The sequence below is a fragment of the Arthrobacter sp. P1_B11 genome (assembly GCF_056406715.1).
This window is the reverse complement of sequence record NZ_JBFTZQ010000027.1, coordinates 12,380-38,729: the sequence shown is the minus strand read 5'-3', so window position 1 is coordinate 38,729 and position 26,350 is coordinate 12,380. Positions and strand designations below refer to the sequence as shown.

The window sequence follows — 26,350 nt, the reverse complement described above, 5'->3', positions numbered from 1 at the left end:
CATGAACCCGACCACGTCAGGAGCTTCTACTCGGACTGTCCCACTTTGGCGAGGACGTAGTCATATGAGGCTTCTTCGCCGGCAGCGCCGTCCGTCCGTGGAGTGGTGTTCAGCATCAGCTCCGGCTTGACAGCTGAGGCAATGTCGTCCGCATTGTGCGGGTCACCGGGGAAGTAAAGCTGCTGGGTTACAGACTGATAACCGGGCGCTGACACCTTGATGTGAATGTGGGCGGGGCGCCAGGCGTGCCAGCCCGCAGCACTGATCAGCTGCCCACAGGCCCCGTCAGTGGGAATCTGGTACGGAGCCGGGCGCATGGTGTGGAGGACGAATCGTCCTTCGCTGTCAGCCTGCACATTGGCGCGGAACAGCCAGTCCGGCAAACCCGGGGCGTACTGAGAGTAGAAGCCCGCCGCGTCCGCATGCCAAATCTCCAGCTGTGCCCCGTGGATCGGGTTGCCGTCGGTATCGGTGAACCGGCCGCTGAACTGCAGCGGAACACCCGCTTCGTCATCACGCATCTCAACCGTGGCGGGGGAATCCAGCTCAGGCGAGTTCGGGACATAGTAGGGTCCCTCGATGGTGCCTTTGGTGCCGGGCCGGTCCTGTGAGTTGACATCCTCCACGGTGTGCTCAAGCCACACGTCGAGGAACAGCGGCCACTCGCCGTCGTTGCCCACCTTGATCAGCCAGGCTTTCAGGGCGTTGTACTCCTCGTAGGTGACTTCGTGTTCGACGACGATGTCGTTAGCGGCTTTGATGAGGGCGCCGGCGAGCAAGCTCACTCGCTCCTTGGGAACCCCCGTCACCACAAGCTTGCCCGACGCGGCGAAGCGCTCGGTCGCCTTCGAACCGGCCTCCACAGCGCTGCCCTCATTTTCCTGGCGGGTGTCCAACTGATTCTCAGTCATAGTGATCTCCACACTCCTAGATGCATAAGGAACGGGATATGAGCCCGTTCCCCGAAACGCTCCGTCCGCAGGCTGTGCACCCGCAGGTTCACCGGCTTCGCGTGACGTCCATCTCATGCTAGCCAGCTAATAAGGACGAAACAAGGACTTATATGGCCATTATTATGTCTCTGAACTTACATAAAAGAACCCTTGGTCAGCACTAGGGTTTTGCCTGATGTGAGCGCTGTCACCTTGCAGCAGACTGGGTGGAACACATGCATTCCGTCCGAGGGGAACAGGCGTGGCCGCACAGTCGCTGCCCGCCTACCCGCACCCTCTCCCAAGAAGGAGCACACCATGACCGAGAATCTGACACGTGTCCGTGGAGTCCTGGCTGACGCCGTCGTCGACGATCGAGAGAACGGCGTTATCCGGGCGAAGCGTGAAATCTTCACCGACCAGGAAATCTTTGAATTGGAGATGAAGCACATCTTCGAGGGCAACTGGGTCTACCTTGCCCATGAATCCCAGATCCCCAACGTGGGGGACTACTTCACCACCTACATTGGCCGGACTCCCGTCGTCCTTACTCGGGACAAGGACGAGAAGATCAACTGCATCGTCAACGCCTGCTCCCACCGTGGCGCCATGCTGTGCCGGCGCAAGACCGACAACAGGACCACCTTCACCTGTCCCTTCCACGGCTGGACATTCAAGAACTCCGGAGAGCTCCTTAAGGTCAAGGATTCCCGCAATGCCGGGTACCCGGAAACCTTCAACAAGGAGGGCTCACACGACCTCACCAAGGTGGCCCGCTTCGACTCCTACCGGGGCTTCCTGTTCGGCTCATTGAATGCTGACGTCCTCCCGCTGGAGGAGCACCTGGGAGATGCCACCAAAGTCATCGATTCGATTGTGGACCAGTCCCCGGAGGGGCTCGAGGTGCTGCGCGGGTCATCCACCTACACCTATGACGGCAACTGGAAGGTCCAGGCGGAAAACGGCGCCGACGGCTACCACGTCACCGCCGTGCACTGGAACTACGCCGCGACCACCGCCCGCCGCACCGCCGGTGACTCCGCCAACAAGACCAAGGCCATGGACGCCGGCAAGTGGGGCAAGGTTAAAGGCGGCTTCTATTCCTACGATCACGGGCACCTGCTGCTGTGGCAGGAGTGGACCAACCCCGAGGACCGTCCGTTGTGGGACCGCCGCGACGAGCTCGTCGAAAAGTATGGCGAGGAGATGGCAAACTTCATGATCAACATCTCGCGCAACCTCTGCCTGTACCCGAATGTGTACATCATGGACCAGTTCTCGTCGCAGATCCGTCACTTCCGTCCCATATCAGCGGACCAGACCGAGGTGACGATCTACTGCATCGCGCCGAAGGGTGAATCGCAGGAAAACCGCTCTAAGCGCATCCGCCAGTACGAGGACTTCTTCAACGCAACCGGCATGGCCACACCGGACGACCTCGAGGAGTTCCGATCCTGCAACAAGACCTACTGGGCCACCTCCGCGCCGTGGAACGACATGACGCGAGGCTCCACCCACGAAATTGCCGGTCCTGACGAGCAGGCAACAGCGCTGGGCATGTCGCGGGTGATCGCCTCCGGTGTACGCACCGAAGACGAGGGTCTCTACCCGGTCCAGCACGGGTACTGGAAGGAAGTAATGGATAGGGCCCTCGCCGAGGCGGAATCCGCTGCCCAGGAATCCTTGCCGGTCACGGCGTAATTAAGACTTCCGAATCCTTACAGAGAGTGCTGAAACAATGGCCAACCTCATAAACCCCTTGACCGCGCTCAAGAGCGCCGACGAAATCGCGACCCTCGAAACTGTCCGCGCCTTCCTCTACCGGGAAGCCCGACTACTGGACGACCGCCACTTCGACGAGTGGCTCCAGTGCTACCACCCGGACTCCGAGTACTGGATGCCGGCGTGGGACGTCGACGACCGGCTCACGGTGGACCCCCAGAACGAGATCTCGCTCATCTATTACGACAACCGCGGCGGCATCGAGGACCGGGTTTTCCGCATCAAGACGGACCGCTCCTCCGCTACCTCCCTCCCTGAGCCGCGCACCGGGCACAACATCACGGACGTTGAAGTCCTGGAGCACGACGGCGACCAGGTCAAGGTCCGCTTCAACTGGTTCACTCTGTACTTCCGGTACAACACCACCGACACCTATTTCGGCACGAGCTTCTACACCATCGATCTCTCCGGTGAGCAGCCGGTGATCCTGAAAAAGAAGGTTGTACTGAAGAACGACTACATCCACCACGTGGTGGATGTCTACATGATCTGACGGCACCCGGCACGCGTACGGCGCGGCCGCAGCAAGGCAGCCAGGAGCGGCCCGCCGCCAGATTTGCTCGCAAGAGATAACCGCACTAACTTTCCGGGGGTTGCGAGGATGCGACCCCCAACCAGGAGGAATCATGGGCCATCAGGTAGCCCTCAGTTTCGAAGATGGCGTCACCAAAGTCATCAAAGTCGGCGACTATGAGACCGTCATGGACGCGGCGTACAAGGCGCGCATCAACATCCCTTCAGATTGTCGGGATGGCGCCTGCGGCACGTGCAAGGCGTTTTGCGACTTCGGCTCGTTCGACCCCGGCGACTATATCGACGACGCCATGACCGAAGAGGAGCTGGAGAAGGGCTACCTCCTCACCTGCCAGGCCGTTCCGGAATCGGACCTCGCCATTCAGATCCCGGCGACCTCCGAATCCGCGAAAACCTCAGCTGCCACTTTTGCGTCCACGCTGAAGGAACTCGACAAGCACTCGGAGTCCACCATCTCTTTCACCTTGGAGGTGCAGAACCGGGATGCACTGGCTTTCCTGCCCGGCCAGTACGTCAACATCAAGGTCCCGGGCACCGACGCGGAGCGCTCATACTCGTTCAGCAACGGCCCCAAAGGGATGGATGCCTCCTTCATGGTGCGCATCACGCCGCAGGGCGCAATGTCCGAGTACCTGCGTGACCGCGCGGCAGTAGGGGACACCATCGAGTTCACGGGCCCTTACGGCTCCTTCTTCCTTCGCGAGCCCAAGCGCCCCCTGCTCCTATTGGCAGGCGGCACCGGTCTGGCCCCCCTCCTGTCCATTCTGGAGAAGTTGTCCGAGAACCCCCCGGCCACGCCGGTCCACCTGATTTACGGCGTCTCCCGTGAAGCCGACATCGTGGGACTCGACTGGCTGCGCACCTACGAAGCGAAGTTGCCGACCTTCACCTGGGATTACATTGCCTCCGAGGCGGATACGTCCGCCCCGCACACGGGATACGTCACGAAGATCATCCAGCCGTCCCACCTCAACGACGGCGACGTCGATATCTACCTTTGCGGACCGCCGCCCATGGTCAATGCCGTCTCCAAGTGGCTGGACACCGAGGGCATACAGACAGCCAACTTCTACTTTGAACGTTTCGCTCCCAAGGAAACCACCGGCGGGGACGCCGAGACAGGCGCGCCCGCCCCCGCGGAGAAGGTGGAGACCACAGGTGACACTATCAGCCGCGTGGAAGCCATTTCGTCCATGGAGACCGGCCGGCTCGAGTTCCGTAAGGAAGACAGTTTCGCGCACCTGGACGCCCGCATGGGCCTTGAACTTGCCGTGACCGAGCTGATGTTGGATCGCCTGAGCAAGGAGCAGTTGCACCAGTTCCGTCGTCTTGCCGAAGCGACCATCCGGGCGGTGGATGCCGGAAGGGTTCTCGACCCGGAAGAGTATGTCAGGACCAATGAAGAGTTCCATGAGTACCTGTTCATGATCTCCGACAACCCCATGCTGCTCGAGTCTTACCGTCGGCTCGACGTCCACGCCCAAATGGCAGCCACTTTTGCAGAGGGCACGCATATCTTTGACCGGGTCGCCCAGGATCACCTGGATGTCGTGGACGCGTTTGAGCGCGGCGACAAGGAGCGGGCCCGGGAAGTGATCATGGCTCACGCCCGCGAGGCAAAAGGAACTATGGCCGAAGCGATCAACGCAACGGTCAAGGGCTTCTGACGGTGGCTGCGTACTCAGGACAGTTCATCACGCCCGGCCGCTTCGCCGGCAAAGTGGCCGTGGTCACCGGCGCGGCCCAGGGAATCGGGCAGAAAGTCGCGGAGAGGGTCGGCGCTGAAGGAGGCTCGGTGGTCCTGGTTGACCGCGCCGACATTGTGCAGGACGTTGCAAAGGGAATCCAGGAAGCCGCCCAGGAGTCTGGCTGCGGCGGGTCAGCCAGCTTCGTCACGGCGGACCTGGAAAGCTTCGCCGGAGCAGAACAGGCAGTGAACGCCGCCTTGGCCCTTCACGGAAGGGTTGACGTGCTCGTCAATAACGTGGGAGGAACCATTTGGGCCCGCCCTTTCGAAGAATACGACGAGGAGAAGATTGAGCGGGAGATCCGCCGTTCGCTGTTTCCCACCCTGTGGTCCTGCCGCGCCGTCCTCCCGGCGATGCTCGCCCAGGACTCCGGCACCATCGTGAACGTCTCCTCAGTGGCCACCCGCGGAATGCACCGCGTCCCCTACGCCGCAGCGAAGGGCGGTGTGAACGCCCTGACCCAGTCCCTGGCCATGGAGGTTGCCGGGCGCGGCATCCGCGTCGTTGCTACCGCCCCGGGCGGCACCGAAGCTCCGCCACGAAAGGTCAAGCGCGGACCGGAAGCCCAGTCAGCTACCGAAATGGCGTGGTACCAGGCCATTGTGGACCAGACCGTGGAATCATCCTTTTTGAAGCGGTACGGCACACTGGATGAGCAGGCTGCGCCCATCGTATTCCTGGCCTCCGACGAAGCGTCGTATGTCACTGGCAGCATCCTTCCGGTGGCAGGCGGAGACCTGGGCTGAGCCTGCTGTGACTGAAACCCGCTGGCGTGGCCGCGACGCGCGGTCGAGTAAGCTTGCCAGCATGATTCCGGGCCACCACCACGGCAACCCCGAGGAGGACCTGGCGCTGCTCGGCCATACCGAGGTCTTCGAGGAGTTGCTGGACACGCTCCGCACTGTGCGTAAAGGCAACGTGCGCACGGTGGTGCTCAGTGGCCCCCGGGGATCCGGAAAGACGGCGGTGTTGGATCTTTTCCTGGAGCACTGCCGGGGCGCCGCGCGTGGCGTGCGGGTGCTGTCCGCCACGGGCGATGAATGGGAAGCGCAGCTCCCGCTCGCTGGCTACTCCCAGCTCATGGTCACCCCGCCGCCGCGTTTGGCAAAGGACCCTGGCAGAGGAAACGACCGATCCGCGGAGCTGGGCGGCATACTCAGCCCCGTCCAGGCCGCCAACTATGCGTCCACTCTGGGTGCACACCTCGACGGGCTGCAATTGCACGGGAGCGTGGTGGTTGCCGTTGACGACGTTCAGCATCTGGACGCAGAAACTCTGCACGTCCTCGTCTTTGTCATGCGCCGGCTGCGCAGCAAGAGAGTCCTGTTCCTGATCACCCTGGATCCCGCTCAGGCCCGGCTGGTGCCAGCCGGCGTGTTGGCCTTCCTCAGCGGGCATCAGGTTTCCCGCCTTCCACTCGATCCGCTGTCACCGCAGCGGGTCCAGGAGCTCGCACGGCGGTGGTTTGGCATCGACCTGAACGCCACGGCCGCCCACGAGATCGTGCGGCATACCGGGGGATGGCCGCAGCCGGTTGTCGAACTTCTCGGCGAGCTTCCACCGGAAACCTGGCAGACGTGGTTTTCGTCCTTGCCTCCGAGTTCACGCGTGCGGGCCCAAGTGCGTAGCCTCCTCCAAGCCGCGTCCCCCGACCTGGTAGCCGTGGCCGAGGCCACGTCCGTACTCGGCCGCAATGCCGGGGTGGCTGAGGTCGCCCGTGTCAGCGGGATCGAGCACGTGATGGATGCCCTCGACGAGGGCCACCGGGCCGGCCTGCTGGGCCTCTCAGTGGACCAGGCCCACTCGCTGGTGACATTCTTCGAAACGGGAATGACCGAGTCCGTCTACGAGCAAATTGCACCCAGCCAGCGCATGCGCCTGCACCGCAGGGCTGCGGACTCGGTGCAGAATGAGGGCGACCGCCTGGGTCACCGGGTGTCGGCTACCCCGGGACCAGACGAGGCCCTGGCCTCGGAGCTTGAGGAGTACGCCCGGCAACAGGCCCTCGTAGGTGCCTGGCACGATGTCTCGACCGCATTGTTTTCCGCGTCCCGGCTTTCGGGTGACGTCCGGGTCGGCAACGATCGCCAGCTGAGAGCAGTAGATGCCCTCGTGGGGTCCGGCAACATTGCCCAGGCCCAAATGTGGGGCGCCGCCGTCGACGCCATGGCACCCTCGCCACTGCGTTCCTCCGTTCTTGGCTACCTCTCCACTGCGTCCGGACAGAACCACAGCGCCCAAACCCAATTGGAAATGGCCTGGCGAACAAGCAACCCGCAACAGGACCCCACCGCCGCCGCCCAAGTGGCCCAACGCCTGGTCCTGCACGGGGTGGCCTCCTGGGATGGCCCTGTCATCACCCGTTGGGCGGAGCAAGCCATGTCACTGACAACGGCAGGTACCCCCGCCTACATCGAATCCGAGGCCATTTATGGGCTGGGACTTTACGCCCAAGGCAGGCTGGCTGAAGCCGAGGCCTCCTATCGCCAGGCTTTCGAACACGCTTCCGAAAACGCGCAAAAGCAACGCGTGCAGATGGGAGCCGGATGGCTGGCCCTGCGGCTGGACGACGCAGAGACAGCGCTTGTAAATCTCGAAGCCGCTGCCCCGACTGAGTTCCGCGGCGGCTCGTTGCGGATCTCCCTCTGGGCAGAGGCGTGGTTGGCCCGCACCCAACTTGTACTCGGCAACTGGGATGCGGCGGGGGCCACGGTTGCACGGGCCTCGGTCCGGCTGGAGACCTCTCGGATGCCGCTGATCCGCCCGTTACTTTATTGGACAGCCGCCGAGCTCTGGTCCATGCGCGGGGACTGGGACCGTGCACGGTACTACGTCTCCCAGGCGGCGGTGCAGCCCGGCACCTATCGCGCCATGCAGGTCCCTGCCAGCCTGGCCCGGGCGCGCTTCCATGAGGCACGGGCGGACTACGAAAGCGCCCTGTCCGTGCTGCAGCCACTGACGGAGCTGGACCCCTGGACAGAAAGCAGGGTGTCGTTTTGGCCGTGGCAGGACTCCTACGTCAATGCCCTGGTCATGACCGACCAGCTGGATACGGCAGACGCTTTCCTTACCGCCTTCGAGCAGGTGCCGCGGGAGCGGGCCGTGCCGTCAGATCTGGCAAGAATGGCGTGGGCCCGGGGCCGGCTCGTTGCCGCCCAGGGGGATCCAGACACCGCCCGGGAGCATTTCGAGACGGCGCTGGGTCATCTGCGAGGGCTCAACCGGCCATATCTGCGGGCACGGGTGAGCTTTGCCTTCGGGCAAAGCATGCGACGTGCCGGCAAAAGGCGCTTGGCATCCTCAGTGCTGCGCGTGGCCAGGGATCTCTATGATTCCCTGGGCGCTGCCACGTATGTCGACAGATGCGATCGGGAGCTGAAGGCGACCGGCCTGGACGTCGGCAACATGCCCGACCCATCTGACGCCGTGCTCGCAGCCGTGACAGGACCGCAGGTCCAGCTCACTGCCCAGGAGCAGTCAGTGGCGGAACTCGTGGCGACCGGGGCCACCAACAAAGAGGCTGCCCGCGCACTGTTCCTGGCCGACAAGACTGTGCAGTACCACCTAACCCGCATCTATGGGAAGTTAGGGATCCGCTCCCGCAGCGAACTGGCCGCACGATTCCGCCCCACGGACTGAAGCGCGGGCCATCTGGCATCGAACCGGCCCGGCCCGGCCCCGCCCCGTATCAGGATCCTGGAGGGCTGGGAGTGCGGTTGGGCAGGTCTTTGGTCGCGGTGCCTACAACATCCAGGAAGCTTTGGAGCAGTGATGACCGGTCCTCACGCCGCCACGCCACGGCCAGCTCCACCTCGGGGGCTTGTTCGATATCGCGGTAAACGACGCCCTCAAGCTGCAGGGCACGGACGCTCGCCGGAAGGATGGCAACTCCACTACCGGCAGCCACAAACGAGAGCATCGTGGACGTCTCACTGATGACTTGGGTGATGCGTGGCTGGAAACCTGCCTCGCGGCAAAGACCTGCGGTGGTCCGGTAAAGCACCGACTCCGGCGGGTAGGAGATAAATTCCTGATCCTGGAGTTCGTGCATGGCCACCGGCCGGTCCATAGCCAGGGCGCTAAAGGACGGCAACGCCACGATGAGCGCCTCGCGCGTCACGATGCGGTAATCGATCTCCTGGGAGGCGATGGGCGGCCGCAACAGGGCCGCATCCAAGGTGCCATCCCGCAGGCCGGCCTCCATGGCCGGGGTGAGCATCTCGCCATGCAGATTCAGCGACAGCCCAGGAAGTACCTGCTTGGCCAGTCGAACGATCGGTGGCATAACGCCGTAGGTTGCTGAGCCGGAGAAGCCCACGCGCAGAACGCCGGATGCGCCTTGCCCGACCTGATACACGTCAGCCCGGAGTGTTCCGACCGCATTGACGATCTGCCGGCCCCGGTCCAGCAGCGCCTGCCCGGCGGCCGTGAGTTCCACCCGGCGGGTGGTGCGATTCAGCAGGCGCACACCCAGTTGCTCTTCCAGCTGCCGGATTTGCTGGGACAGAGGTGGCTGGGCCATATGCAGGCGTTTGGCGGCGCGGCCGAAGTGGCGCTCCTCGGCAACGGCAATAAAGTAGTTGAGCTGCCTGATCTCCATTGGTTGTGCCGTCCCTCCGTGTGGCGCCTACGGTCAGGCGCCAAAACCACATTGATTCAGAAATCAAGTATAAAGCCCACCACCCTTGTCTGATCCAGACATAATGGCAGGGCTTGGCTCGGCTTACTGGCGTCCGGCCGGGTGCCCAGGCCTGGCCTGGGCACCCTCGCGGTAGATCCGGCTCATTCAAGGCAGCGGCCGGATGCGCTGGGTCAAAGGCGCGCCGGGGGAGTGGCGGTGCTGAGGTCCTCGTCCACGGAGTGCTCAACGATTGCCTCGGCCCTGTGCTCAGCTTCTTCCAGCTTGCGCTGACGGGGGACCAGAACCGTGACGATTGCACCCAGCAGGGCGACGCCACCGTAGATGTAAAACGCGGTGGCTCCGCCGATTCCCGCCGCCGCCAGCCAGCCGCCAATGATTGGCCCGAGGATGCCGCCCAAGCGGCCCACACTGGCACACCAGGCCACACCGGCTGCCCGCGCGTTAGTGGTGAAGTAGTTTGACTGGAAACCGTAAACCAGCACCTGGGTGCCGAGGGTGCCCACTCCGGCGATGGCGATGCACAGGAACAACATCGGCAGGGGGAAGCCGAAGGTCATCAGCACCAGTGAAATAGTGGCCAGGACGAAGGTGCTGGCAATAACCCGCTGGGGACCGGCCTTGTCAGCGTAGCGCGAGAGCAGCAAACCTCCCGCCACCGCACCGAGGTTCAACGCCAGGGGGAAGAACAGGGCGTATGTTCGCCCGTAGCCGTATCCCTCCATGATTTTCGGCAGCCACGTGTTCAAGCCGTAGGTCAACAGCAGGCCGGAGAAGGACATCAAGGCCAGAAGCACGGAAGCCACGGCGAACTGTTTGGAAAACACAGCCGCGAAGCCGGTCTTCTGCGGGGCTGCGCCGATCTGCCGGATGACCTGTTCTTCAAGGAGCGAAACGCCGGTCCGCTGCGAAGCAGCCAGGGCCTCCTCCTCACGGCCGCGCGCCAACAGCCAGCGGGGGGACTCCGGAAGTTTGAACCAGGCGATGGGCACGAGCAGGACGAGGGGGAGGGCGCCGATCATGAAGAGTCCGCGCCAACCAATGTTACTAAGGAGCAGAATGCCCATGACGGAGGCGAACACACCGCCAGCGGGGACACCAGAATAGACGATCGCGTTGTAGAACTGTCGCCGGCCGGCTGGCGCGAACTCTGCCATCGTAGCGCCTGCGGTGGCGATGACGACACCGAGGCCCACGCCAGTGATGAAACGCAAAGCGCCGAAGGACGCCACGGTTGTGGTCAGCGCCGTGACGAACATTCCCACCGAGAACCAGGCGATGCCCAGGAGCATGAGCCGGCGGCGGCCGAAGAAGTCGCCGACCGCCCCGCAGGCCAGCGACCCGACCAGCACACCAACCAGCGCCCACGAGCCCAAGAGGCCGGCAGCGGCGGCGTCGAATGCGCCGATCTGGCTCGAGTCGGCAAGCAATCCGGGCAGGACGGTGCCGTATACAACAAGGTCGTAGCCATCGAATAACAGTGCTGCGCAGATGACGAAGGCCACCCAGTTTGCTGTGCGCGCCTCTTTGCGCGGGTCTTCGGCGATGACGGCGTGGAGCGTAGCCATATGCCTGTCCTCTCTGACGGAGCATGGATGGAGTGCCGTGGGGTGAACCTGTGTCCCTTGGCTTTGCTCCAGTGTTCCAGAGGTGTGACGCCCGCCATATGCGGCAAATACCCGGGATTAGGCCGGGGTAGGATCCATACTTTAAAGATATCAATCAGAAATGGTTAGTCGTATTTCGGAAAGAGTAGTGCTGCTGCCAGCGAAAGAACGCGTCTACAGCGCAGATTCGCTGTTTGTACGCCCCACGGAGGATTTGCGGAACTCCGACGGCGCCATGCCAAACTCGGACTTGAAAGCTTGGCGAGCCACTGAGCGTCATGGATGCACCATCTCGCCGCTCCTTCCGCGATGGTGAGATGGGCAGTGCGGTGAGCCGCAAGGTCACGACGGACGGCCTCCAAGCGTCTCTGCCGCACCAGGCCGGTCAGCCTCATCCCGCTTCCTACGAACAGCCGCTGAACCGTTCGCACGGAGACGTGGTGCGAGGATGCGATCTGCTTCAGGCCCAGGTTCGGGTCCTGCAGGTTTCGATCGACATAGGACTCGATTTCATGCCGGAGGAACTCAGCCATGTCCTAGGAGCCGGGCTCATAATCCTGCAGGACTACGCTGGCCAGAAGTGCTTCACCGGCCGCGGCCTAGTGGTTCCTCGCTGCCGATGCGGGCACAGTCATGGAGGTGCAGGCACTGATGAACTGCGCCAGCACCGTCCCGGCCCCGGTTGTGGCCGACCAAGGGTGCGACCGCGCTTCGTCAACGGCCGCACGTGGCGCGCCCAGGGACGTTGACGGCGGCGTCATGACCTCGCATTGCCATGTGCCGTGGAAGGTGAGCCGGTCGGGCACCGCTGTGTCGTAAAAGCCAAATTCCCCGGGTTCGACCGTCAGCTCGCGTCCGGACTGTTCGATGATGCAGCGCCCGCGGCGCATCGCGCACACCTTGAGTAAATCCGTCGGCGACTGGCGTACTGCACGGGGTGAACGGACGAGTTGCTGTGGCGTGCCCGAGATTCCATACACTCCGACGTGGCCGAGCTCCTTCGCCGCCAGCGCACCGGAAACCTGCCCGGCGGAACTGCCCAGAGCCACTACCTCAAGCCCGCCAAACGTGGAGGACAACCCCGCGCGTTGTGCTCCGTGTCACAGTATAGGCACCGGTCCGGACGCACGGACTCTCCTCGGCAACCAAACGCTTGACGGCTGCAAGGCCCAGCGTTGGGTCCTTGGCCCCGAAAGCCGCTCACCGCCGTCGACCCCATACCGTGCGCCGCACGTGTCAGCTTCCGCCAATTCAAGACTTACGCTGAGGAGCCATTCCAATGAAGGTCACTGCTGCCCTCGCTACGGCGCCCAAAGCCCCTTTCGAGATCGTCCAACTCTCCCTGGATGAGCCCCGCCCCGACGAGGTCAGGGTGAAGCTCGTCGCAACCGGCGTCTGTCACACCGACGCGATCGTCCGCGACCAGGTCTACCCCACGCCCTTGCCGGCGGTTCTCGGGCACGAGGGGGCAGGAATAGTAGAGGCGGTCGGCTCCTTGGTGACCTCCCGTCGCCGTCGGAGACTCTGTGGTTCTTTCCGCCAATTCCTGTGGAGTATGCGGGCAGTGCGTGACCGGACGGCCCGCCGACTGCAGCGACTTCTTCGGCCGCAATTTCGCGGGTACCCGTCCCGACGGTTCCACAGCCTTGAACGATGGCGAGTCAGCAGTCTCCTCACACTTTTTCGGCCAATCGTCGTTCGCGACGCACGTAAACGTTGCTGCCCGCAGCGTCGTGAAGGTAGACGGGAATCTTCCGCTGGAGTTGCTCGGCCCCCTCGGCTGCGGCCTCCAGACAGGGGCCGGTGCGGTCACCAACTCATTGGACGTACGTCCGGGTTCCAGCATTGTTGTCTTCGGCACCGGCGCCGTTGGCTGCGCGGCCTCATGGCCGCCGCGGCTGTGGGTGCGACAACCATTGTTGCGGTCGACATCGTCGAGTCCCGGCTGGCCACAGCAAAGGACCTGGTGCCACTCACGCTATCACCAGCCGCTCCACGGACGTGGCAGCAGAGATAGCGCAGATCACCGGTGGGCGCGGCGTCGACTATGCCCTGGACACCACGGGTATTCCCGCCGTCTTGCGGCAGGCTGCCGGCATCCTGGGGACCGGTGGAACGGTGGCCCTCGTCGGGGCCCCGGCCCCGGGCACAGAGGTGTCCTTCGAAGTTGGTGCTTCGTTACTCAAAGGGTGGCACTTCCGCACCATTATCGAAGGAGATTCCGTGCCACAGGTCTTCATTCCGCAGCTCATCCGACTCTGGCAGCAAGGAAAGTTCCCGCTGGAAAAGTTGACCAAAACGTTTGCGTTTGCCGACATCAACGACGCTTTCGACGCTTCCGAATCCGGCGAAGTCATCAGGCCTGTCTTGGTCTTCTGACCACCGGCGGACCCAATGCAGGGCCGCCACGATTCCACTTCACCCACTCCACTCCTCCCAGGAGCAAAACCATGACAACGACCACCTTGGAAATCACGGCGACTTTTGCCGGCCTGCCCGTCACCCAGCAGTTCATCGGCGGGATGTGGCGTGAGGGCAGGTCCGAGACGACTTTGACAGTCACCAACCCCTTCGACGACTCGGTGCTGGCTTCCATCCGCCAAGCCAACAAGCAGGACCTGGACGAGGCGTATAGGGCTGCCGAAGCGGCGCAAAAGGAGTGGGCCGCCCAGCCTCCTGCCGCCCGCCGCCAGGTAATTCTCCGGGCAGCGCAGATCCTGGAGGAGCGTCGCGAGGAAATTGTGGACTGGCTCATCAAAGAGTCCTGCTCCACCATGGGCAAGGCCCAGGTTGAGGTGTCCCTGGCCGCCGGTATTACCTCGGAGGCGTCGTCTTTCCCCACCCGCGTCCACGGTCGCATCGTCGAGTCCAATACGCCCGGCAAAGAGTTGCGGGTCTACCGGCGCCCCATCGGCGTGGTCGGCGTCATCAGCCCGTGGAATTTTCCGCTTCACCTGTCCGAGCGTTCAGTGGCACCGGCCCTCGCCTTGGGCAACGCAGTGGTTATCAAACCGGCCAGTGATACACCAGTTACGGGCGGGCTGATCCTCGCGAGGGTATTCGAGGAAGCGGGGTTGCCGCCGGGAGTGCTGAACGTGGTGGTGGGCGCCGGATCCGAAATCGGCGATGACTTTGTCACCCATCCCGTCCCTGGCTTGATTTCGTTCACGGGGTCGACGCCGATCGGGCAGAATGTTGGCAAGCTTGCCGCCGGTGGTAATCACCTCAAGCACGTTGCCTTGGAACTCGGCGGTAACGCGTCCCTGGTGGTCCTGGCGGATGCCAATCTGGATGCTGCAGTGGAAGCTGCCGTGTTGGGCAAGTTCCTGCATCAGGGACAGATCTGCATGGTGGTCAACCGGATCATTGTTGAGGCCCCGCTCTACGATGAATTTGTGGAGCGTTTCACCGCGGCGGCCTCTGGAGTGCCATTCGGCGACCCCGCTTCAGCGCAGACCCTGGTGGGTCCGGTGGTTAACGACAGCCAGCTTGAAGGGCTGAAAACGAGAATCGCAACAGCCAAGGCTGAGGGCGCCCGCGCTGTCCTTGAAGGCGAAATCACAGGCCGGGTCGTGCCGCCGCACGTGTTCGCCGACGTCCGTCCCGACATGGAGATTGCCCGCGAGGAGATCTTTGGACCGTTGGTGGGCATCATCAAGGCCAACAACGAAGCCCACGCACTGGAATTGGCCAATGCCACAGAGTTCGGACTTTCCAGTTCCGTGTTCTCCCAGGACCTCGATCGCGGCGTGCAATTCGGCCTGGGCATCAAGGCCGGCATGACGCATATCAATGAGATGCCCGTCCATGACGAATCGCACGTCCCTTTCGGTGGCGAGGGCAACTCCGGGTTGGGCCGGTTCAACGGAGACTGGGCTATTGCTGAATTCACCACCGACCACACGGTTGGAGTCAGGCGACTCTAATGCCGGGTGCCCCGCCGATGCACGGATAAGCGTGCATTGACGGGGCACTTCCGTTTCCATCGTGCCGCTTACAGCCATCACAAACGGTATGGATCGGTACGATTTCAATATGAATCATTGGCCCGGATTGCCAGCCGGCGTCCGGGCCAATGGATAAGGTGAATTTATGATCAATCCCGCACGCCTGCACTCGGACCTGTCCCGCCTGGGCCGGGAGACCGATATGTTCATGGCCACCGTAGAGTCGCTGTCCGACGTCGAAATGGCCACCCCATCCTTGTGCACGGGTTGGACCCGGGCGGATGTCATCGCCCACATCGCTTCGAACGGCCAGGCCTTAGTCAAGCTCATCGACTGGGCAACGTCCGGCGAAGAGCAGCAACTGTATGCCTCGCAGGAGGCTCGCGCCCGGGAGATAGCCGAGCTGGCCGCCCTGCCGCGCCGGGAACTGCTGGGCAAACTCCGCCAGTCCTCCGCCTATTTCGCCGCAGAGGCCCTCCGGCTCGGCGGGGAGATCGCCGCGGAGGAAGTGCACTTGCACGGTAAGCAGATTCCTGCGACGTCCATTGTGGCGTTGCGGATCGCCGAGATCGTGGTGCACCACCACGACCTCGACACCGCATGGACCATAGAGGAAGCGGACCCGGACTCTGTGCTCAACGCCCTGGAAGCCGCCGTGCGCACCATGCGCGCCAAGGGGGCGCCGGGGATGACGCTCGTGACGGAGGAACGCGACGAGTGGGTGATCGGCGACGGTGCCCTGCGCGTTATGTCCGACCGCGAGGGATTGCTCCAATGGCTGGCCCGCGGTGTGACCGACAATGTCGAGGCTGACGGCCCGCTGCCCATACTGCCGTCCTGGTAAGACCCGTATCCTGCGGGCCCGTCTTCAGCTCGTTTCCGGTTGGGTTCAACCGCCGACAGCGGTCCGAAGATTCTGCTACCGGATCGGCGCGGCCGCGAGTGGGGTCAGTGGGTCGAGCACGGGAACAGAAACGCCTGAATGCTCGCCAAGACGAACAATTGCCCCGCCAATGAAGTCAGCCTCCGTGCGGCGCCGCGCCTCCCGATCCTGGAGCATTGAGGCCTTGTGCTCACCGGCGTACGCGTAGGCATTTTCCAGGGCCGCATCAACTCGCCGCAGATAGGTTGACGCTTTGGGTTTGTGCCACGGCAATTGTCTCGTCGACGACGCGGGCCACGAGTTCGCGGGCCGGGGCGCTTGCTCCAAATTGGCCTACTGTTTGTCCGGTCGCGGCGCTTAGGGTGTTCAGGGCGGCGTTGAAGGCAAGCCACTCCCAGTTGGGTTCCTGGATGGCTTCTTCGGGGGAGGCATTGCTCATCCTCCGCCCACCTAAGTCTGCCGACGCACGCGAGCAAACCGGCCGAATCACACGCAAAGACCTCGTGATCTGCCGCTCGTAATGCCCAACGGTGGCCAATACGACGGCGGGACCTCCCGCCATCGTCCGTTTGAGCTGCACCGAACAGCCGTCGCCTATTGGGCTCTGGCCCACGCCGCTTCAAGCGCATCATGCCGTCCAGGTATGCTAACCCGCGGACTTTGGTCTTAGACAGCATTCGCGGGCCAACGCGACACTGGGAGGATACTCGCGATTGAAAGGTATCCCGTGTCCGTATCAGTGGAAACATCTCCAGGCCCTGCCAGCATTCCCGGGGACGTCAGCGTCCCCGTCCGGCAGCAGCACCTAGCGCAGCGCACCCTCGCCGCGCGCCCCTCGGAAGTCCGCAAAGTGTTCAGGGCCGCCCAGCGGCCGGGCATGATCTCGTTCGCTAATGGTGCACCTTACCTCGGTGCCCTCCCGTTCGACCGGATCGCTGCAGACGCCCAGCGGATCCTGCTCGAAAGCGGGGAACGCTCATTCCAGTACGGTGCCAGCGACGGCATCCCCGAGCTGCGTGCCCACATTTCCGAATTGATGAAGCTCGAGGGCATCAAGGCCGGCCCGGACCAGGTCATCGTGTATTTGAGGATCCGGTCCACGCCGGTGCGGGTCATGACGGTTTCCTGGATGACGGTTTCGCGGTCGGTGCCTTCGAAGATCTTCCCGCCGATGCTGGAGTACTCGCCCTCGGTGTTTTCGCGTACGACGTAGAAGTCGACATCACCCGGGACGCTGCCGGTCAGGGGGCTGGGCACGCCGGGTAGGAGTTTGACCGGGCGGAGGCTGACGTACTGGTCGAAGTGGCGGCGGAACTGCAGGAGGCTGCCCCACAGTGAGACGTGGTCGGGGACGACGTCGGGCCACCCGACGGCGCCGAAAAAGATGGAGTCGAACTGGTTCAGTTCCTCGAACCATCCGTCGGGCAGCATTTTCCCGTGCCGGGTGTAGTAGTCAGCCGAGGCGTAGTCGAAGTGCTCGTAGGTGAGGTTCAGGTCGAAGGCTGCGGCTGCGGCGTCCAGGACGCGCAGCCCTTCGGGCACGACTTCGGTGCCGATTCCGTCGCCGGGAATGACTGCGATGCGGTGGGGTTTCGACATCAGGATCCTTCTTCGTCGTTGGTGGTACTCGGGGCTAGCGGTCGACGGGGTGTGCCGGTTCGCGGTTTTCGAGGACGTCGATGACGGCGTGCGCGGCTGCCAGCCCCGCCCGTGTCCGTGCCTCGATCGTTTGTCCGGCGAGGTGGGAGGTGATGAGCACGTTGTYCAGGCCCCGRAGGGGRCTGTCGCCGKKCAGGGGTTCGCTCTCGAGCACGTCCAGCGCGGCRCCGGCGAGGGTGCCGTCGKAAAGTGCCTTGGCCAGGGCCCCTTCATCCACGAGTGAGCCGCGGGCGGTGTTGATGAGGACGGCGGTGGGTTTCATCGCTTGCAGCCGGGGCCCATCGATGAGTTTGCCGGTGCTCTGGCCTGCGCGGGTGTGCAGGGAGAGGTAGTCWGCGTCGCGGAGGACGGTGTCGAGGTCCGTGAACTGGACAGCGGTGTTGTCGCGGTCCGGGTGGGCTGTGCTGACCAGGACGGTCATGCCGAGGGCGACACCCAGGTTTGCCGTGGCTCGTCCGCCGGGGCCGTAGCCGATGATGCCCAGGGTGGAACCGCGCAGTTCATGGCCGGCTTCCCGGGGCCAGTGCCCTTGGCGGACGGCGGTGGTGACCTCCAGGAGGCGGCGTGCGGCCATGATGATCAGTCCGATGGTCAGTTCGGCGACCGAGTGGTGGTTTGTTCCGGGGGCGTTGCAGACCCTGATCCCGTGTGCGGCCGCGGCCTGGATGTCGATGGAGTCGTACCCCACTCCGCTGCGCGCGATGACTTGAAGGGAGGCGGCACCGGTGAGCATGTCGGCGGTGACCGGTTCGCTGGCGAGGATCGCGCCGGAGATGCCCTCGAACAACGAGCGGCGTTCCTCCAGGGTCCGCGGCCCCCGGGATGGCGAGTAGACCGGTTCCAGCCCGCGTTCGCGCAGGAGCTGGTCAACGGCATCTCCCGGGTGGAGGTAGTCGGTGGTGATCAGAATGCGAGCCATGGTGCGGTACGTTCCTAATTTGATGGCTGGGGATGCGTTGTGAAAGCGGCCGTTGGCCTACGGTTCACGCGGGCAGGGCCGCCGCGGAGTGCACGGCGGCCCTGAGGGGTGCTGTGTTAGTGGACCTCGATCTTTTCCGCTTCAATTGCGGTCGGTGCGTTTGACTCGATGGCGTTCTTTTTCTGGCCTGAGGCGTGGAGGGCTTTGCGGGCTTGTTCGGGGTCGAAGTCCTTTTCCCATTTGCCGACGACGACTGCTGCCATTGCGTTTCCGAGGACGTTGATGAACACGCGGCCTTCGTTCAGGAGCCGGTCGATGCCGACGATGAGGGCGAGGGCGGCCAGCGGGATGCCGCCGACGGAGCTGAGTGTGCTGGCCAGGACGATGAAAGCGCCGCCGGCGATACCCGCGGTGCCTTTGCTGGTGAGCATCATGACGCCGACCATGACCAGCTGCTGTTCCCAGGAGAGGTCCATGCCGACGGCCTGGGCCAGGAACACCGAGGCCATGGTCAGGTAGACGGCGGATCCGTCCAGGTTGAAGGAGAATCCGGACGGGATCACGATGCCGACGGTGGATTTGCCGACGCCCATGTTTTCGAGCTTCTTGATCAGCTGGGGGAGGACCGCTTCGCTGGAGCAGGTGCTGAGGGCGATCAGCAGTTCGGCCTTGAGGTAGCGCATCACTGTAAAGATGTTCAGTCCGCAGGCCCGGGCGATGGTGCCCAGGACCACGACGACGTAGACGATGCAGGTTGCGGTGAACAGCAGGACAAGGTATCCGAGTTGCTGCAGGCTCTGGGTGCCGTAGTTGGCCACCACGGCCGCAAGTGCCCCGAACGTGCCGATGGGGGCAAGGCGCATGACCCAGCTGACGATCTTGAAGATGACCGTGGACAGGGCCTGGATGCCCTTGGTGAGGAAGGCGCCGGATTCTCCGGAGACGTTCAGGGCGGCACCGAACACGATGGAGACCATGAGCGCGGCGATGATGGTGTGGCCGGTCAGGGCCCCGAACAGGGAATCCGGGATGATGTTGCTGACGAATTCGAGGCCGTCGAAGCCTTTGCTGGCGGCCTCCGGCACCTTGCTGGCGTCCAGTTTGGACGGATCGATGTTCATGCCTGCGCCGGGGTGGAACACGTTGGCGACGACCAGGCCGATCAGCATCGACACCAGTGACAGGGCGATGAAGTAGCCCAATGCCTTAACGCCGATGCGGCCTGCTTTGCGCAGGCTGTCCATCGAGGCGATGCCCAGGGACACGACGCAGAACACCACAGGGATTACGATCATCTTCACCAGCGCGATGAACCAGTCGCTGAGCGGGGTGAGCTGTTTACCGACGGACGGCAGAAGCAGCCCGACGGCGACGCCCAGGACGGCGCCCAGGACAACTTGGAACCAGAGTTCGCGGATCAGCCGGCCGAACCGGGATCGCTGCTTGGGCGGTGCGGAATGTTGCGGGTACTGCATGGTGTGGGACGACATCTTGGGTGCTCCTTTGCACGACAGACAGAGAAAAATGGGGAGGTGCGGTCCCGGGCAGTGACCCTGCCCGGGACCGGGCACTACCAGAGGGGTTAGTTGTGCAGTGCGCGCAGGACCTTGTAGAACTCGGCCTTGCCTTCAAGCCCGACGCCGGGCAGATCGCCCGGGGCCACGCGGCTGTTGACGATGACAGCGTCGTCAGTGAAGCCGCCGGTGGGCTGGAACTCGCCCGGGTAGGACTCGTTTCCGCCGAGCTTGAGTGCTGCGGCGATGTGCAGGGAGAACTGGTGTCCGCCGTGGGGGATGCAGCGGCGTGAGGACCAGCCGTGCTGGGCCAGCATGTCCTGGATCCGGCGGTATTCGGTCAGGCCGTAGCTCAGGGCCGGGTCGACCTGGATGAAGTCGCGGTCCGGGCGCATCCCGCCGTAGCGGACCAGGTTCCGTGCGTCCTGGAGGGAAAACAGGTTCTCTCCGGTTGCGATCGGGTTTTTGTAGTGCTCGGAAAGGGTGGCGTTCAGGGCGTAGTCCAGCGGGTCGCCGACTTCCTCGTACCAGAACAGCCCGTACTGGTCGATGGCCTTGCCGTACGCCAGTGCCGTCTCGAGGTCGAACTTGCCGTTGACGTCCACCATCAGGCGGGAAGCGTCGCCGTCGAGGACCTCGATCACGGCTTCGATGCGGCGCAGGTCTTCGGCGAGGTCGGCGCCGCCGATCTTCATTTTGACCACGTTGTACCCCTTGGCGAGGAAGCCGCGCATTTCGTTCTGCAGGTCTTCGAGGCTCTTGCCGGGGGCGTAGTAGCCGCCGGCGGCGTAGACGAAGACGTCCTTGTCCGGGTTGCCATCACCGTAGTGATCCGAGATCCACCGGTACAGCGGGACGCCGGCGATCTTCGCTGCGAGGTCGTGCAGTGCCATGTCGGCGACGCCGACGGCGACCGAGCGTTCGCCGTGGCCGCCGGGCTTCTCGTTGGACATCATCAGGTCCCACGCCTTCTCCGGGGAGAGCTGGCCGTCCTCATCGAGAAGATCCTCGGAAGGGGCATCCATGATGCGCGGCAGAATGCGGTCTTTCAGGATTCCCGTGGCGTTGTAGCGGCCGTTGGAGTTGAAACCATAGCCCACCAGAGGCTTTCCGTCGACGAACACATCGGAGACGAGCGCGATGATCGTGCAGTCCATCTTGGTGAAGTCAATGAAGGCGTTCCGGATCGAGGAACTGATGGGGATGGTGCCTACGTGGGCGGAAACGATTTTCATCTTTGAACTCTCTCCTGACTGAGTATCTTATTTCTTATAAGACTTGATCTAAAGCTGGGCCTGGTAGTGATGGGAGCATAAGCCCTCGGAACAAATATCTTATAAGACCTTGGGCTCAAGACTAGCCCGGGGTGACGAGGAGCACAAGCCTTTCGTGAATATTCTTATAAGATGTTTCCAACGCTCTACACTGAGAGCAGCGGGGGCGCACCTCGGTAAGAGATTCGGAGCAGCAGATGGGCACCACGAACGTCTTTTCCAGTAAGGGCAGTCTGGCGTACAGCGAACTCCGCCAGCTGATCCTCTCCGGTGGCCTTGCCCCTGGCTCGCGCATCTCCCAGTACGAACTGGCGGAGAACATGCAAATGAGCATCACCCCCCTGCGTGAAGCGATCCGCCGACTCGCGAGCGAGAGCCTGATCATCATGGACACCCACCGCGACTCCCGTGTGGCCGACATGAGCGCCTCCGAAGCGCGCGAACTCCTTGAAGTCCGTCTCTCACTTGAACCATCAGCAACTGAATTGGCAGCCTCCCGCCGCACGGACGCAGATATCGCGGCAATGCGCACAGCGGCCGAGAAGCTCCTGCCGGTCACCCGGGTGTGGGGCGAGGACGCGATAACAGTGCACCGGGAATTCCACCGGGCCGTCTACGCCGCCTCGCACAACGACGTAATGATCAAGCTCCTGGATGACCTGTGGGACAAATCCGACCGCTACCGCCGCATCGGCCTCGAGCTCCCCTCCGGGGATGAGCCCCGCACCATCGACCTGGACCAGCACCATCAGATACTCGAGCTCATCATTGCCGGGGACGGCGCCGGCGCGGCCGAGCTCGCACGCACCCATATCGCCAACAGCCTCACAGCCTCGGTGACCGGAGCTTTGGAGCAACGCGAAAGCGTACAGTCGCCAGCCATGGAGAAAACCGCCTAGTATCCGCCGATTTCCCTCCGATCGTCAAGAACCGGTAGCTGTCGGCGGCGCTTGTCCCGCACCGGTTATAAGGCAGAGCCTCGGCCTGGCGGGAAGCCGGAGACCTCATTCCGGCACGCAGCGTGGAGGAATGGCAGGAGATCAAGCCACTGAACCTCCGCGAACTGTTAAAGGGCCAACTGACCCGAACCCTGGGCCGGCCCTGTGTATTCAAGGGTGTGGGAATGGCTTGGCAGGACCTGGTCACGGTAACAGTGGTGTATGAACAACACACCAGCGATGAAACTGCAGGGTAAGCGGTCTGAGCTTCATCGGTTGTTGGCTGGTAACTTCTGCGATCTGACCAGAACAAGGGGAAACATCTCCTTGCTGCGCTGGGCTCTCCCTTTGGCAAATCCAACGCCGATAACGGACCTTCGCCACCCTGCCCAAACTCTGGCATTACTTGTGCACCGTGATGCCGAGTCGGGACAGCTTCCTTTATATTGTTGCCCGGCTCAGTCCGAGTTCGGTTCCGCCGCCCCTACAGTGGTAGCCGGGCGGCACAGGGATCGGATTATTCAGCGTACAAAGTGCACGGGGCGTGCCCTGGACATTGGACCTCGTCGAAGTTCTTGCCGGAGGCGTCAGCGGCGCACGAGCAGGCTGATCTGGGTCCTGATGTCCTGCACGATCGCCTCGGCACTCAAGGCAGCGTTCACGCTTGCTGCCATGCTGACAAACATGATCGCCGAGACAATGCGTGCCGTCGTTGCGGCATCACCGGCACCGGCGAGCTCCTCCCTGCCCAGGACTGCAGCGATGGCCTCCTCGGTCTGCGCGACGATGGAGAGGGCCTCGCTGTGGTGTGGCTCCGTCGGGTCGCCGAAGACCATCTCCCGCAGGTAGGTGCGCCCGTTGTCTACCTGGGTTCGGTTGCACTCAACGATCGGCCGCACAATGGCCGTCACTGCATCCAGCACATCCGGGATGGCTTGAGCATGAGTCCCGCCCCGCTCGAGCGCTTCGGCGTAGTGGGCGTTCTGTACGAGCAGGAGCAGTTCTCCTTTGGTTTTGGCGTAGAGGAACAGGGTTCCGGTGCCGATGTCGGCCTTATCGGCGATTTGCTGGGTTGTGACCTCCTCGACCCCGTGCTCCGCGAACAGCTCGCTGGCTGCGGCAGTGATGCGATCGAGCTTCTGCTGCTTGTTCCGCTCGCGCCGTCCGAGCGGCTGGGACGCGACAGGCATTGAGGGTTCCTCCGGATGTAAACTGACTGGACTCAGTAATGAGTATAACGATCCCGGGGAGCCCGAGTCCCTCTTGCGGCGTCTCTACTCTTCGTAGTGGGGGAGGGCCTGGCCCTGCCTGACATAGGTGAGGGCGGCGTCGACGTCGTAGGCGTGGATCGCGGAGGCCAGCGGCGTCAGCTGGCGGGAAAGCATCTCAACCGGAAGGCGTCGCGGGCCGCTCTGTCGGCGAACCCCAGGGGGAGAGCGGCGGATTGGAAGGTGACTTCCGCGATGCCGTCGATCTTCCGGTCATCCGGGATAGCGGTCTCCGCCCCGGTGGTGGCGGGCCGCAGGCTGGGTTGTGTTCGGCTAGGTGGATCTGCCGGTATTCCGACAGGCCTGGGGTGGCGGCGATGATGCCGGAGTGCGGGCCCTTCCAGCAGTCCATGCCGGTTTGGCGGGACTGGTCGGTGCGCACCCACAGCAGGATCGAGGAAGTGAAGTGTCTTATCACATGCGGTTGCGTGGTTGACGGTGAGGTGCCCGTTGGTGCCTTCTGGTCGCGAGCGTGAAGGTCAGGGGGCGAGGAATTCGACGGCGGCGGGGGCGAACTTGGCGTGGTACTGGAAGATGCCGCCGTGGCCGGAGTCGGGGTAGATGATCAGCTGGGATTCCTTGATGCGCCGGTGCAGGTCCTCTGAGAGAACGGATGGCACCATGCGGTCGTTGTCGCCGTTGGCGATGAGGGTGGGGTGYGTGAGCGTGGACAGGTCCGACGGGGCGGAGCGGCCGAACTTCTGGATTGCCTTCAGCTGCGTCTGGAATGCACGGGTGCTGATCGGCTTGTCACGGTCGACGGTGCGCTCCTGAAGACGCTTGATGAACGCTTTCGCGGCGGGTTTGCCGGTGGTGTTGCGGTTGAAGAACAGGAATTCCTTGGGGTCCGACCGTGTCAGCGTTGCGCGGAGTATGTCCCAGTAGGTGGTGCCGACGACCTTGTCGATGTCTTTGCCTCCCCGCGGGCCGGTTCCGGTCAGCACGAGCTTGCGGACGAGGTCGGGATGCTTGAGGGCCAGGTCCTGGGCGATCATGCCTCCCAGTGAGAAGGAGAAGACGTCGATTTTGTCGAACCCGAGGGCCTGGATGAAGGTGTAGGCGTCTCCGGCCATTGCCTCGATACTGTCGGGAACCCGTCCGGTTGAGGCGCCGACACCGGGCTGGTCGAAGGTGATGACGTGGCGGTTCTTCGCAATGGGGTCGATGATGCGGGGATCCCAGTTATCCATTGTGGCAGCGAGGTGCACGAGGAACACGACGGGGATGCCGCCCTTTGGCCCCAGCTCGCGGTAGGCGTAGGTGACACCTCCGGCTGTGATGGCGTTGGCAGGTGCTTTCGCGTACGAGGTGACGACGAATTCCTTCGGGGTGTCGGTGTTGCCCATGACGGTTGTTCTCCTGGATGGTCTGCGGGATGAATGGCTGGCGGCGGGTCAGTCGGTGACCGTGAGTACTGCTTTGCCGCGGATGCCGCCCGCGGCCAGGGACTGCAGCGCTTGTGGGGCCTGGTCGAAGGTGAAGACCTTCCCTACGATGGGGTGCAGCACGCCGTCGTCGACCAGGGCGCTGATCTGGCGCAGTTGGTCGCCGCTGGCACGCATGAAGAGGAACTCATAGCTGACGCCGAGCTTCCTCGCCTGCCGCCGAATCTTGCTACTGAGCCCGGTGATCGCCAGACGCAGCACAGGACTCAGGCCGGCTTTGCGGGCGAACGCCGGATCAGGCGGGCCGGAGATCCCAATCGCTTTGCCACCGGGCCTGAGGATGCGCAGTGACTTCTGCAGGTTTTCCCCGCCGAGGCTGTCCAGCACCAGGTCGTATCCGCTGAGGAGCTGCTCAAAGTCCTGGGTGCGGTAGTCGATCACGATGTCCGCCCCGAGGTCCCGCAGGAAGCCGGCGTTGGAGCTGCTCGCGGTGGTTGCAACGGTCGCGCCGAGGTGCTTGGCGAGCTGGATGGCGATCGAGCCGACCCCGCCGGCGCCGGCGTGAATGAGAACCTTGTGCCCGGGGCGCACGTTGCCCTGCTCGACGAGGGCCTGCCATGCGGTAAGCGCCACAAGCGGCAGCGAGCCGGCTTCCTCCATGCTGGCCGATGCGGGCTTCAGTGCGAGGTCTTCCTCGGCGACGGCGATGCGCTCGGCGAACGTGCCGATGCGGTCCTTGTCGGGGCGGCCGTAGACCTCATCACCGGGCTTGAACCCGCGCACCTTTTCCCCGACCTGGAGGACGGTGCCGGCTACGTCGTTGCCGAGGATCAGCTGGAGCTTGTAGGGGAGGATCTGCTTGAACTCACCCAGCCGGATCTTCTCGTCCAACTGGTTCAGGCCGGCTGCTTGAACCTGCACGAGCACGTCGCGTTCGCCGACGGTCGGCTCAGCGACCTCCGCTTCGCGCAGCGGCTCCCTGTACTTGGTGACGACGAACGCTCGCATGCCGTGATGTCCCTTCTATGACGGGTGTTGGTTAGTAGTTGCTGCCGGTGATGCAGGCAATCTCTCGGGGGCGCCATCCGGTCGCGCCGGGCACATTGTCCTAGCGGCGGCACGAGATGGACCATACTCAATTCTGATTCACCTCAATTATGATTTTACTCAGATATTTGTCAAGGGGAAGTGTCCCAGCCGACGCTGCATGCCAATGCCACGGGGAACCCTCTCGTAGCACGGGAAGGGCCGGAGTTCCTCGAGTTCCTCGGGTCTGTGGTTCTGGTCCTCTCGGCGGGTGATTGAAGCGGCTGGCGCCCCA

The 26,350-nt window shown here is 63.4% G+C and carries 23 protein-coding genes; 10 read left to right on the top strand and 13 right to left on the bottom strand.

Annotation, left to right across the window (positions count from 1 at the left end):
* Positions 1-26: 26 nt before the first annotated feature.
* On the bottom strand, positions 27-911 hold the full coding sequence (gene catA, locus AC1D14_RS18120; RefSeq protein ID WP_230118260.1) for a catechol 1,2-dioxygenase: 885 nt from the start codon (positions 909-911) through the stop codon (positions 27-29).
* A 339-nt stretch (positions 912-1,250) separates the two neighbouring features.
* Here catA and benA point away from each other — a divergent pair, with 339 nt between their 5' ends.
* The 5 genes from benA to AC1D14_RS18095 all read left to right on the top strand — a co-directional run bounded on the left by benA (position 1,251) and on the right by AC1D14_RS18095 (position 8,635).
* On the top strand, positions 1,251-2,633 hold the full coding sequence (gene benA, locus AC1D14_RS18115) for a benzoate 1,2-dioxygenase large subunit (protein WP_230118259.1): 1,383 nt from the start codon (positions 1,251-1,253) through the stop codon (positions 2,631-2,633).
* A gap of 37 nt (positions 2,634-2,670) precedes the next feature.
* Positions 2,671-3,207: a benzoate 1,2-dioxygenase small subunit gene (benB, locus tag AC1D14_RS18110; protein ID WP_230118258.1), complete on the top strand. Its 537-nt coding sequence runs from the start codon at positions 2,671-2,673 to the stop codon at positions 3,205-3,207.
* 133 nt (positions 3,208-3,340) lie between these two features.
* Positions 3,341-4,915, top strand: coding sequence for a benzoate 1,2-dioxygenase electron transfer component BenC (gene benC, locus AC1D14_RS18105; RefSeq protein ID WP_476968922.1), 1,575 nt, complete (start codon positions 3,341-3,343; stop codon positions 4,913-4,915).
* Positions 4,916-4,917: 2 nt separating this feature from the next.
* Positions 4,918-5,742 carry a benzoate diol dehydrogenase BenD gene (gene benD / locus AC1D14_RS18100; protein WP_230118256.1) on the top strand — a complete coding sequence of 275 codons (825 nt, stop codon included), beginning with the start codon at positions 4,918-4,920 and terminating at the stop codon, positions 5,740-5,742.
* The gene (locus AC1D14_RS18095) at positions 5,696-8,635 is read left to right on the top strand and encodes an AAA family ATPase (protein ID WP_476968921.1); all 2,940 of its coding nucleotides are present in this window, start codon (positions 5,696-5,698) and stop codon (positions 8,633-8,635) included. The genes benD and AC1D14_RS18095 overlap by 47 nt, the downstream gene beginning before the upstream one ends.
* 49 nt (positions 8,636-8,684) lie before the next feature.
* On the opposite strand, the gene AC1D14_RS18090 is transcribed toward AC1D14_RS18095, so the two are convergent.
* The 3 genes from AC1D14_RS18090 to AC1D14_RS18080 form a co-directional block, all read right to left on the bottom strand.
* The gene (locus tag AC1D14_RS18090) at positions 8,685-9,596 is read right to left on the bottom strand and encodes a LysR substrate-binding domain-containing protein (RefSeq protein ID WP_230118254.1); all 912 of its coding nucleotides are present in this window, start codon (positions 9,594-9,596) and stop codon (positions 8,685-8,687) included.
* A 212-nt stretch (positions 9,597-9,808) separates the two neighbouring features.
* Positions 9,809-11,203, bottom strand: coding sequence for an MFS transporter (locus AC1D14_RS18085; protein WP_230118253.1), 1,395 nt, complete (start codon positions 11,201-11,203; stop codon positions 9,809-9,811).
* Positions 11,204-11,841: 638 nt separating this feature from the next.
* Positions 11,842-12,321 carry an AraC-like ligand-binding domain-containing protein gene (locus AC1D14_RS18080; RefSeq protein ID WP_476968920.1) on the bottom strand — a complete coding sequence of 160 codons (480 nt, stop codon included), beginning with the start codon at positions 12,319-12,321 and terminating at the stop codon, positions 11,842-11,844.
* 200 nt (positions 12,322-12,521) lie between these two features.
* Between AC1D14_RS18080 and AC1D14_RS18075 the strand changes: the two genes are divergently transcribed.
* The 4 genes from AC1D14_RS18075 to AC1D14_RS18060 all read left to right on the top strand — a co-directional run bounded on the left by AC1D14_RS18075 (position 12,522) and on the right by AC1D14_RS18060 (position 16,033).
* On the top strand, positions 12,522-13,259 hold the full coding sequence (locus AC1D14_RS18075) for an alcohol dehydrogenase catalytic domain-containing protein (RefSeq protein ID WP_476968919.1): 738 nt from the start codon (positions 12,522-12,524) through the stop codon (positions 13,257-13,259).
* On the top strand, positions 13,244-13,621 hold the full coding sequence (locus AC1D14_RS18070; RefSeq protein ID WP_476968918.1) for a zinc-binding dehydrogenase: 378 nt from the start codon (positions 13,244-13,246) through the stop codon (positions 13,619-13,621). Before AC1D14_RS18075 ends, AC1D14_RS18070 begins: the two co-directional genes overlap by 16 nt.
* Before the next feature lie 71 nt (positions 13,622-13,692).
* Entirely contained in the window at positions 13,693-15,168 is a 1,476-nt protein-coding gene (locus tag AC1D14_RS18065; RefSeq protein WP_476968917.1) for an aldehyde dehydrogenase family protein, read from the top strand.
* Between the two features lie 166 nt (positions 15,169-15,334).
* Positions 15,335-16,033, top strand: coding sequence for a maleylpyruvate isomerase family mycothiol-dependent enzyme (locus AC1D14_RS18060; RefSeq protein ID WP_476968916.1), 699 nt, complete (start codon positions 15,335-15,337; stop codon positions 16,031-16,033).
* A 75-nt stretch (positions 16,034-16,108) separates the two neighbouring features.
* Here the strand turns inward: AC1D14_RS18060 and AC1D14_RS18055 are convergent, their stop codons facing one another.
* The 6 genes from AC1D14_RS18055 to AC1D14_RS18030 all read right to left on the bottom strand — a co-directional run bounded on the left by AC1D14_RS18055 (position 16,109) and on the right by AC1D14_RS18030 (position 21,399).
* A complete protein-coding gene (locus tag AC1D14_RS18055; protein ID WP_476881875.1) occupies positions 16,109-16,249 on the bottom strand; it encodes a ketopantoate reductase C-terminal domain-containing protein in 141 nt (46 codons plus the stop codon).
* 49 nt (positions 16,250-16,298) lie between these two features.
* Positions 16,299-16,511, bottom strand: a complete 213-nt coding sequence (locus tag AC1D14_RS18050; RefSeq protein ID WP_230118247.1) for a ketopantoate reductase family protein — start codon at positions 16,509-16,511, stop codon at positions 16,299-16,301.
* Between the two features lie 464 nt (positions 16,512-16,975).
* Complete coding sequence (locus tag AC1D14_RS18045; RefSeq protein WP_476968915.1) at positions 16,976-17,671, bottom strand: isocitrate/isopropylmalate family dehydrogenase; 696 nt, start codon at positions 17,669-17,671, stop codon at positions 16,976-16,978.
* Positions 17,672-17,705: 34 nt separating this feature from the next.
* Positions 17,706-18,650 carry a phosphoglycerate dehydrogenase gene (locus AC1D14_RS18040; RefSeq protein ID WP_476968914.1) on the bottom strand — a complete coding sequence of 315 codons (945 nt, stop codon included), beginning with the start codon at positions 18,648-18,650 and terminating at the stop codon, positions 17,706-17,708.
* A 116-nt stretch (positions 18,651-18,766) separates the two neighbouring features.
* Entirely contained in the window at positions 18,767-20,140 is a 1,374-nt protein-coding gene (locus tag AC1D14_RS18035; protein WP_476968913.1) for a cation:dicarboxylate symporter family transporter, read from the bottom strand.
* Positions 20,141-20,232: 92 nt separating this feature from the next.
* Positions 20,233-21,399 (bottom strand): mandelate racemase/muconate lactonizing enzyme family protein, encoded by a 1,167-nt coding sequence (locus tag AC1D14_RS18030; RefSeq protein ID WP_476881870.1) that lies wholly within the window; start codon positions 21,397-21,399, stop codon positions 20,233-20,235.
* Positions 21,400-21,635: 236 nt separating this feature from the next.
* On the opposite strand from AC1D14_RS18030, the gene AC1D14_RS18025 reads away from it, so the two are divergent.
* Positions 21,636-22,337 (top strand): GntR family transcriptional regulator, encoded by a 702-nt coding sequence (locus AC1D14_RS18025; RefSeq protein ID WP_230121460.1) that lies wholly within the window; start codon positions 21,636-21,638, stop codon positions 22,335-22,337.
* A gap of 626 nt (positions 22,338-22,963) precedes the next feature.
* Here AC1D14_RS18025 and AC1D14_RS18020 read toward each other — a convergent pair.
* The 3 genes from AC1D14_RS18020 to AC1D14_RS18010 all read right to left on the bottom strand — a co-directional run bounded on the left by AC1D14_RS18020 (position 22,964) and on the right by AC1D14_RS18010 (position 26,037).
* Positions 22,964-23,566, bottom strand: coding sequence for a TetR/AcrR family transcriptional regulator (locus AC1D14_RS18020; RefSeq protein WP_230121461.1), 603 nt, complete (start codon positions 23,564-23,566; stop codon positions 22,964-22,966).
* A gap of 557 nt (positions 23,567-24,123) precedes the next feature.
* Positions 24,124-24,990 carry an alpha/beta fold hydrolase gene (locus AC1D14_RS18015; protein WP_476968912.1) on the bottom strand — a complete coding sequence of 289 codons (867 nt, stop codon included), beginning with the start codon at positions 24,988-24,990 and terminating at the stop codon, positions 24,124-24,126.
* Positions 24,991-25,038: 48 nt separating this feature from the next.
* The gene (locus tag AC1D14_RS18010) at positions 25,039-26,037 is read right to left on the bottom strand and encodes an NADP-dependent oxidoreductase (RefSeq protein ID WP_476881868.1); all 999 of its coding nucleotides are present in this window, start codon (positions 26,035-26,037) and stop codon (positions 25,039-25,041) included.
* Positions 26,038-26,350 lie beyond the last annotated feature (313 nt).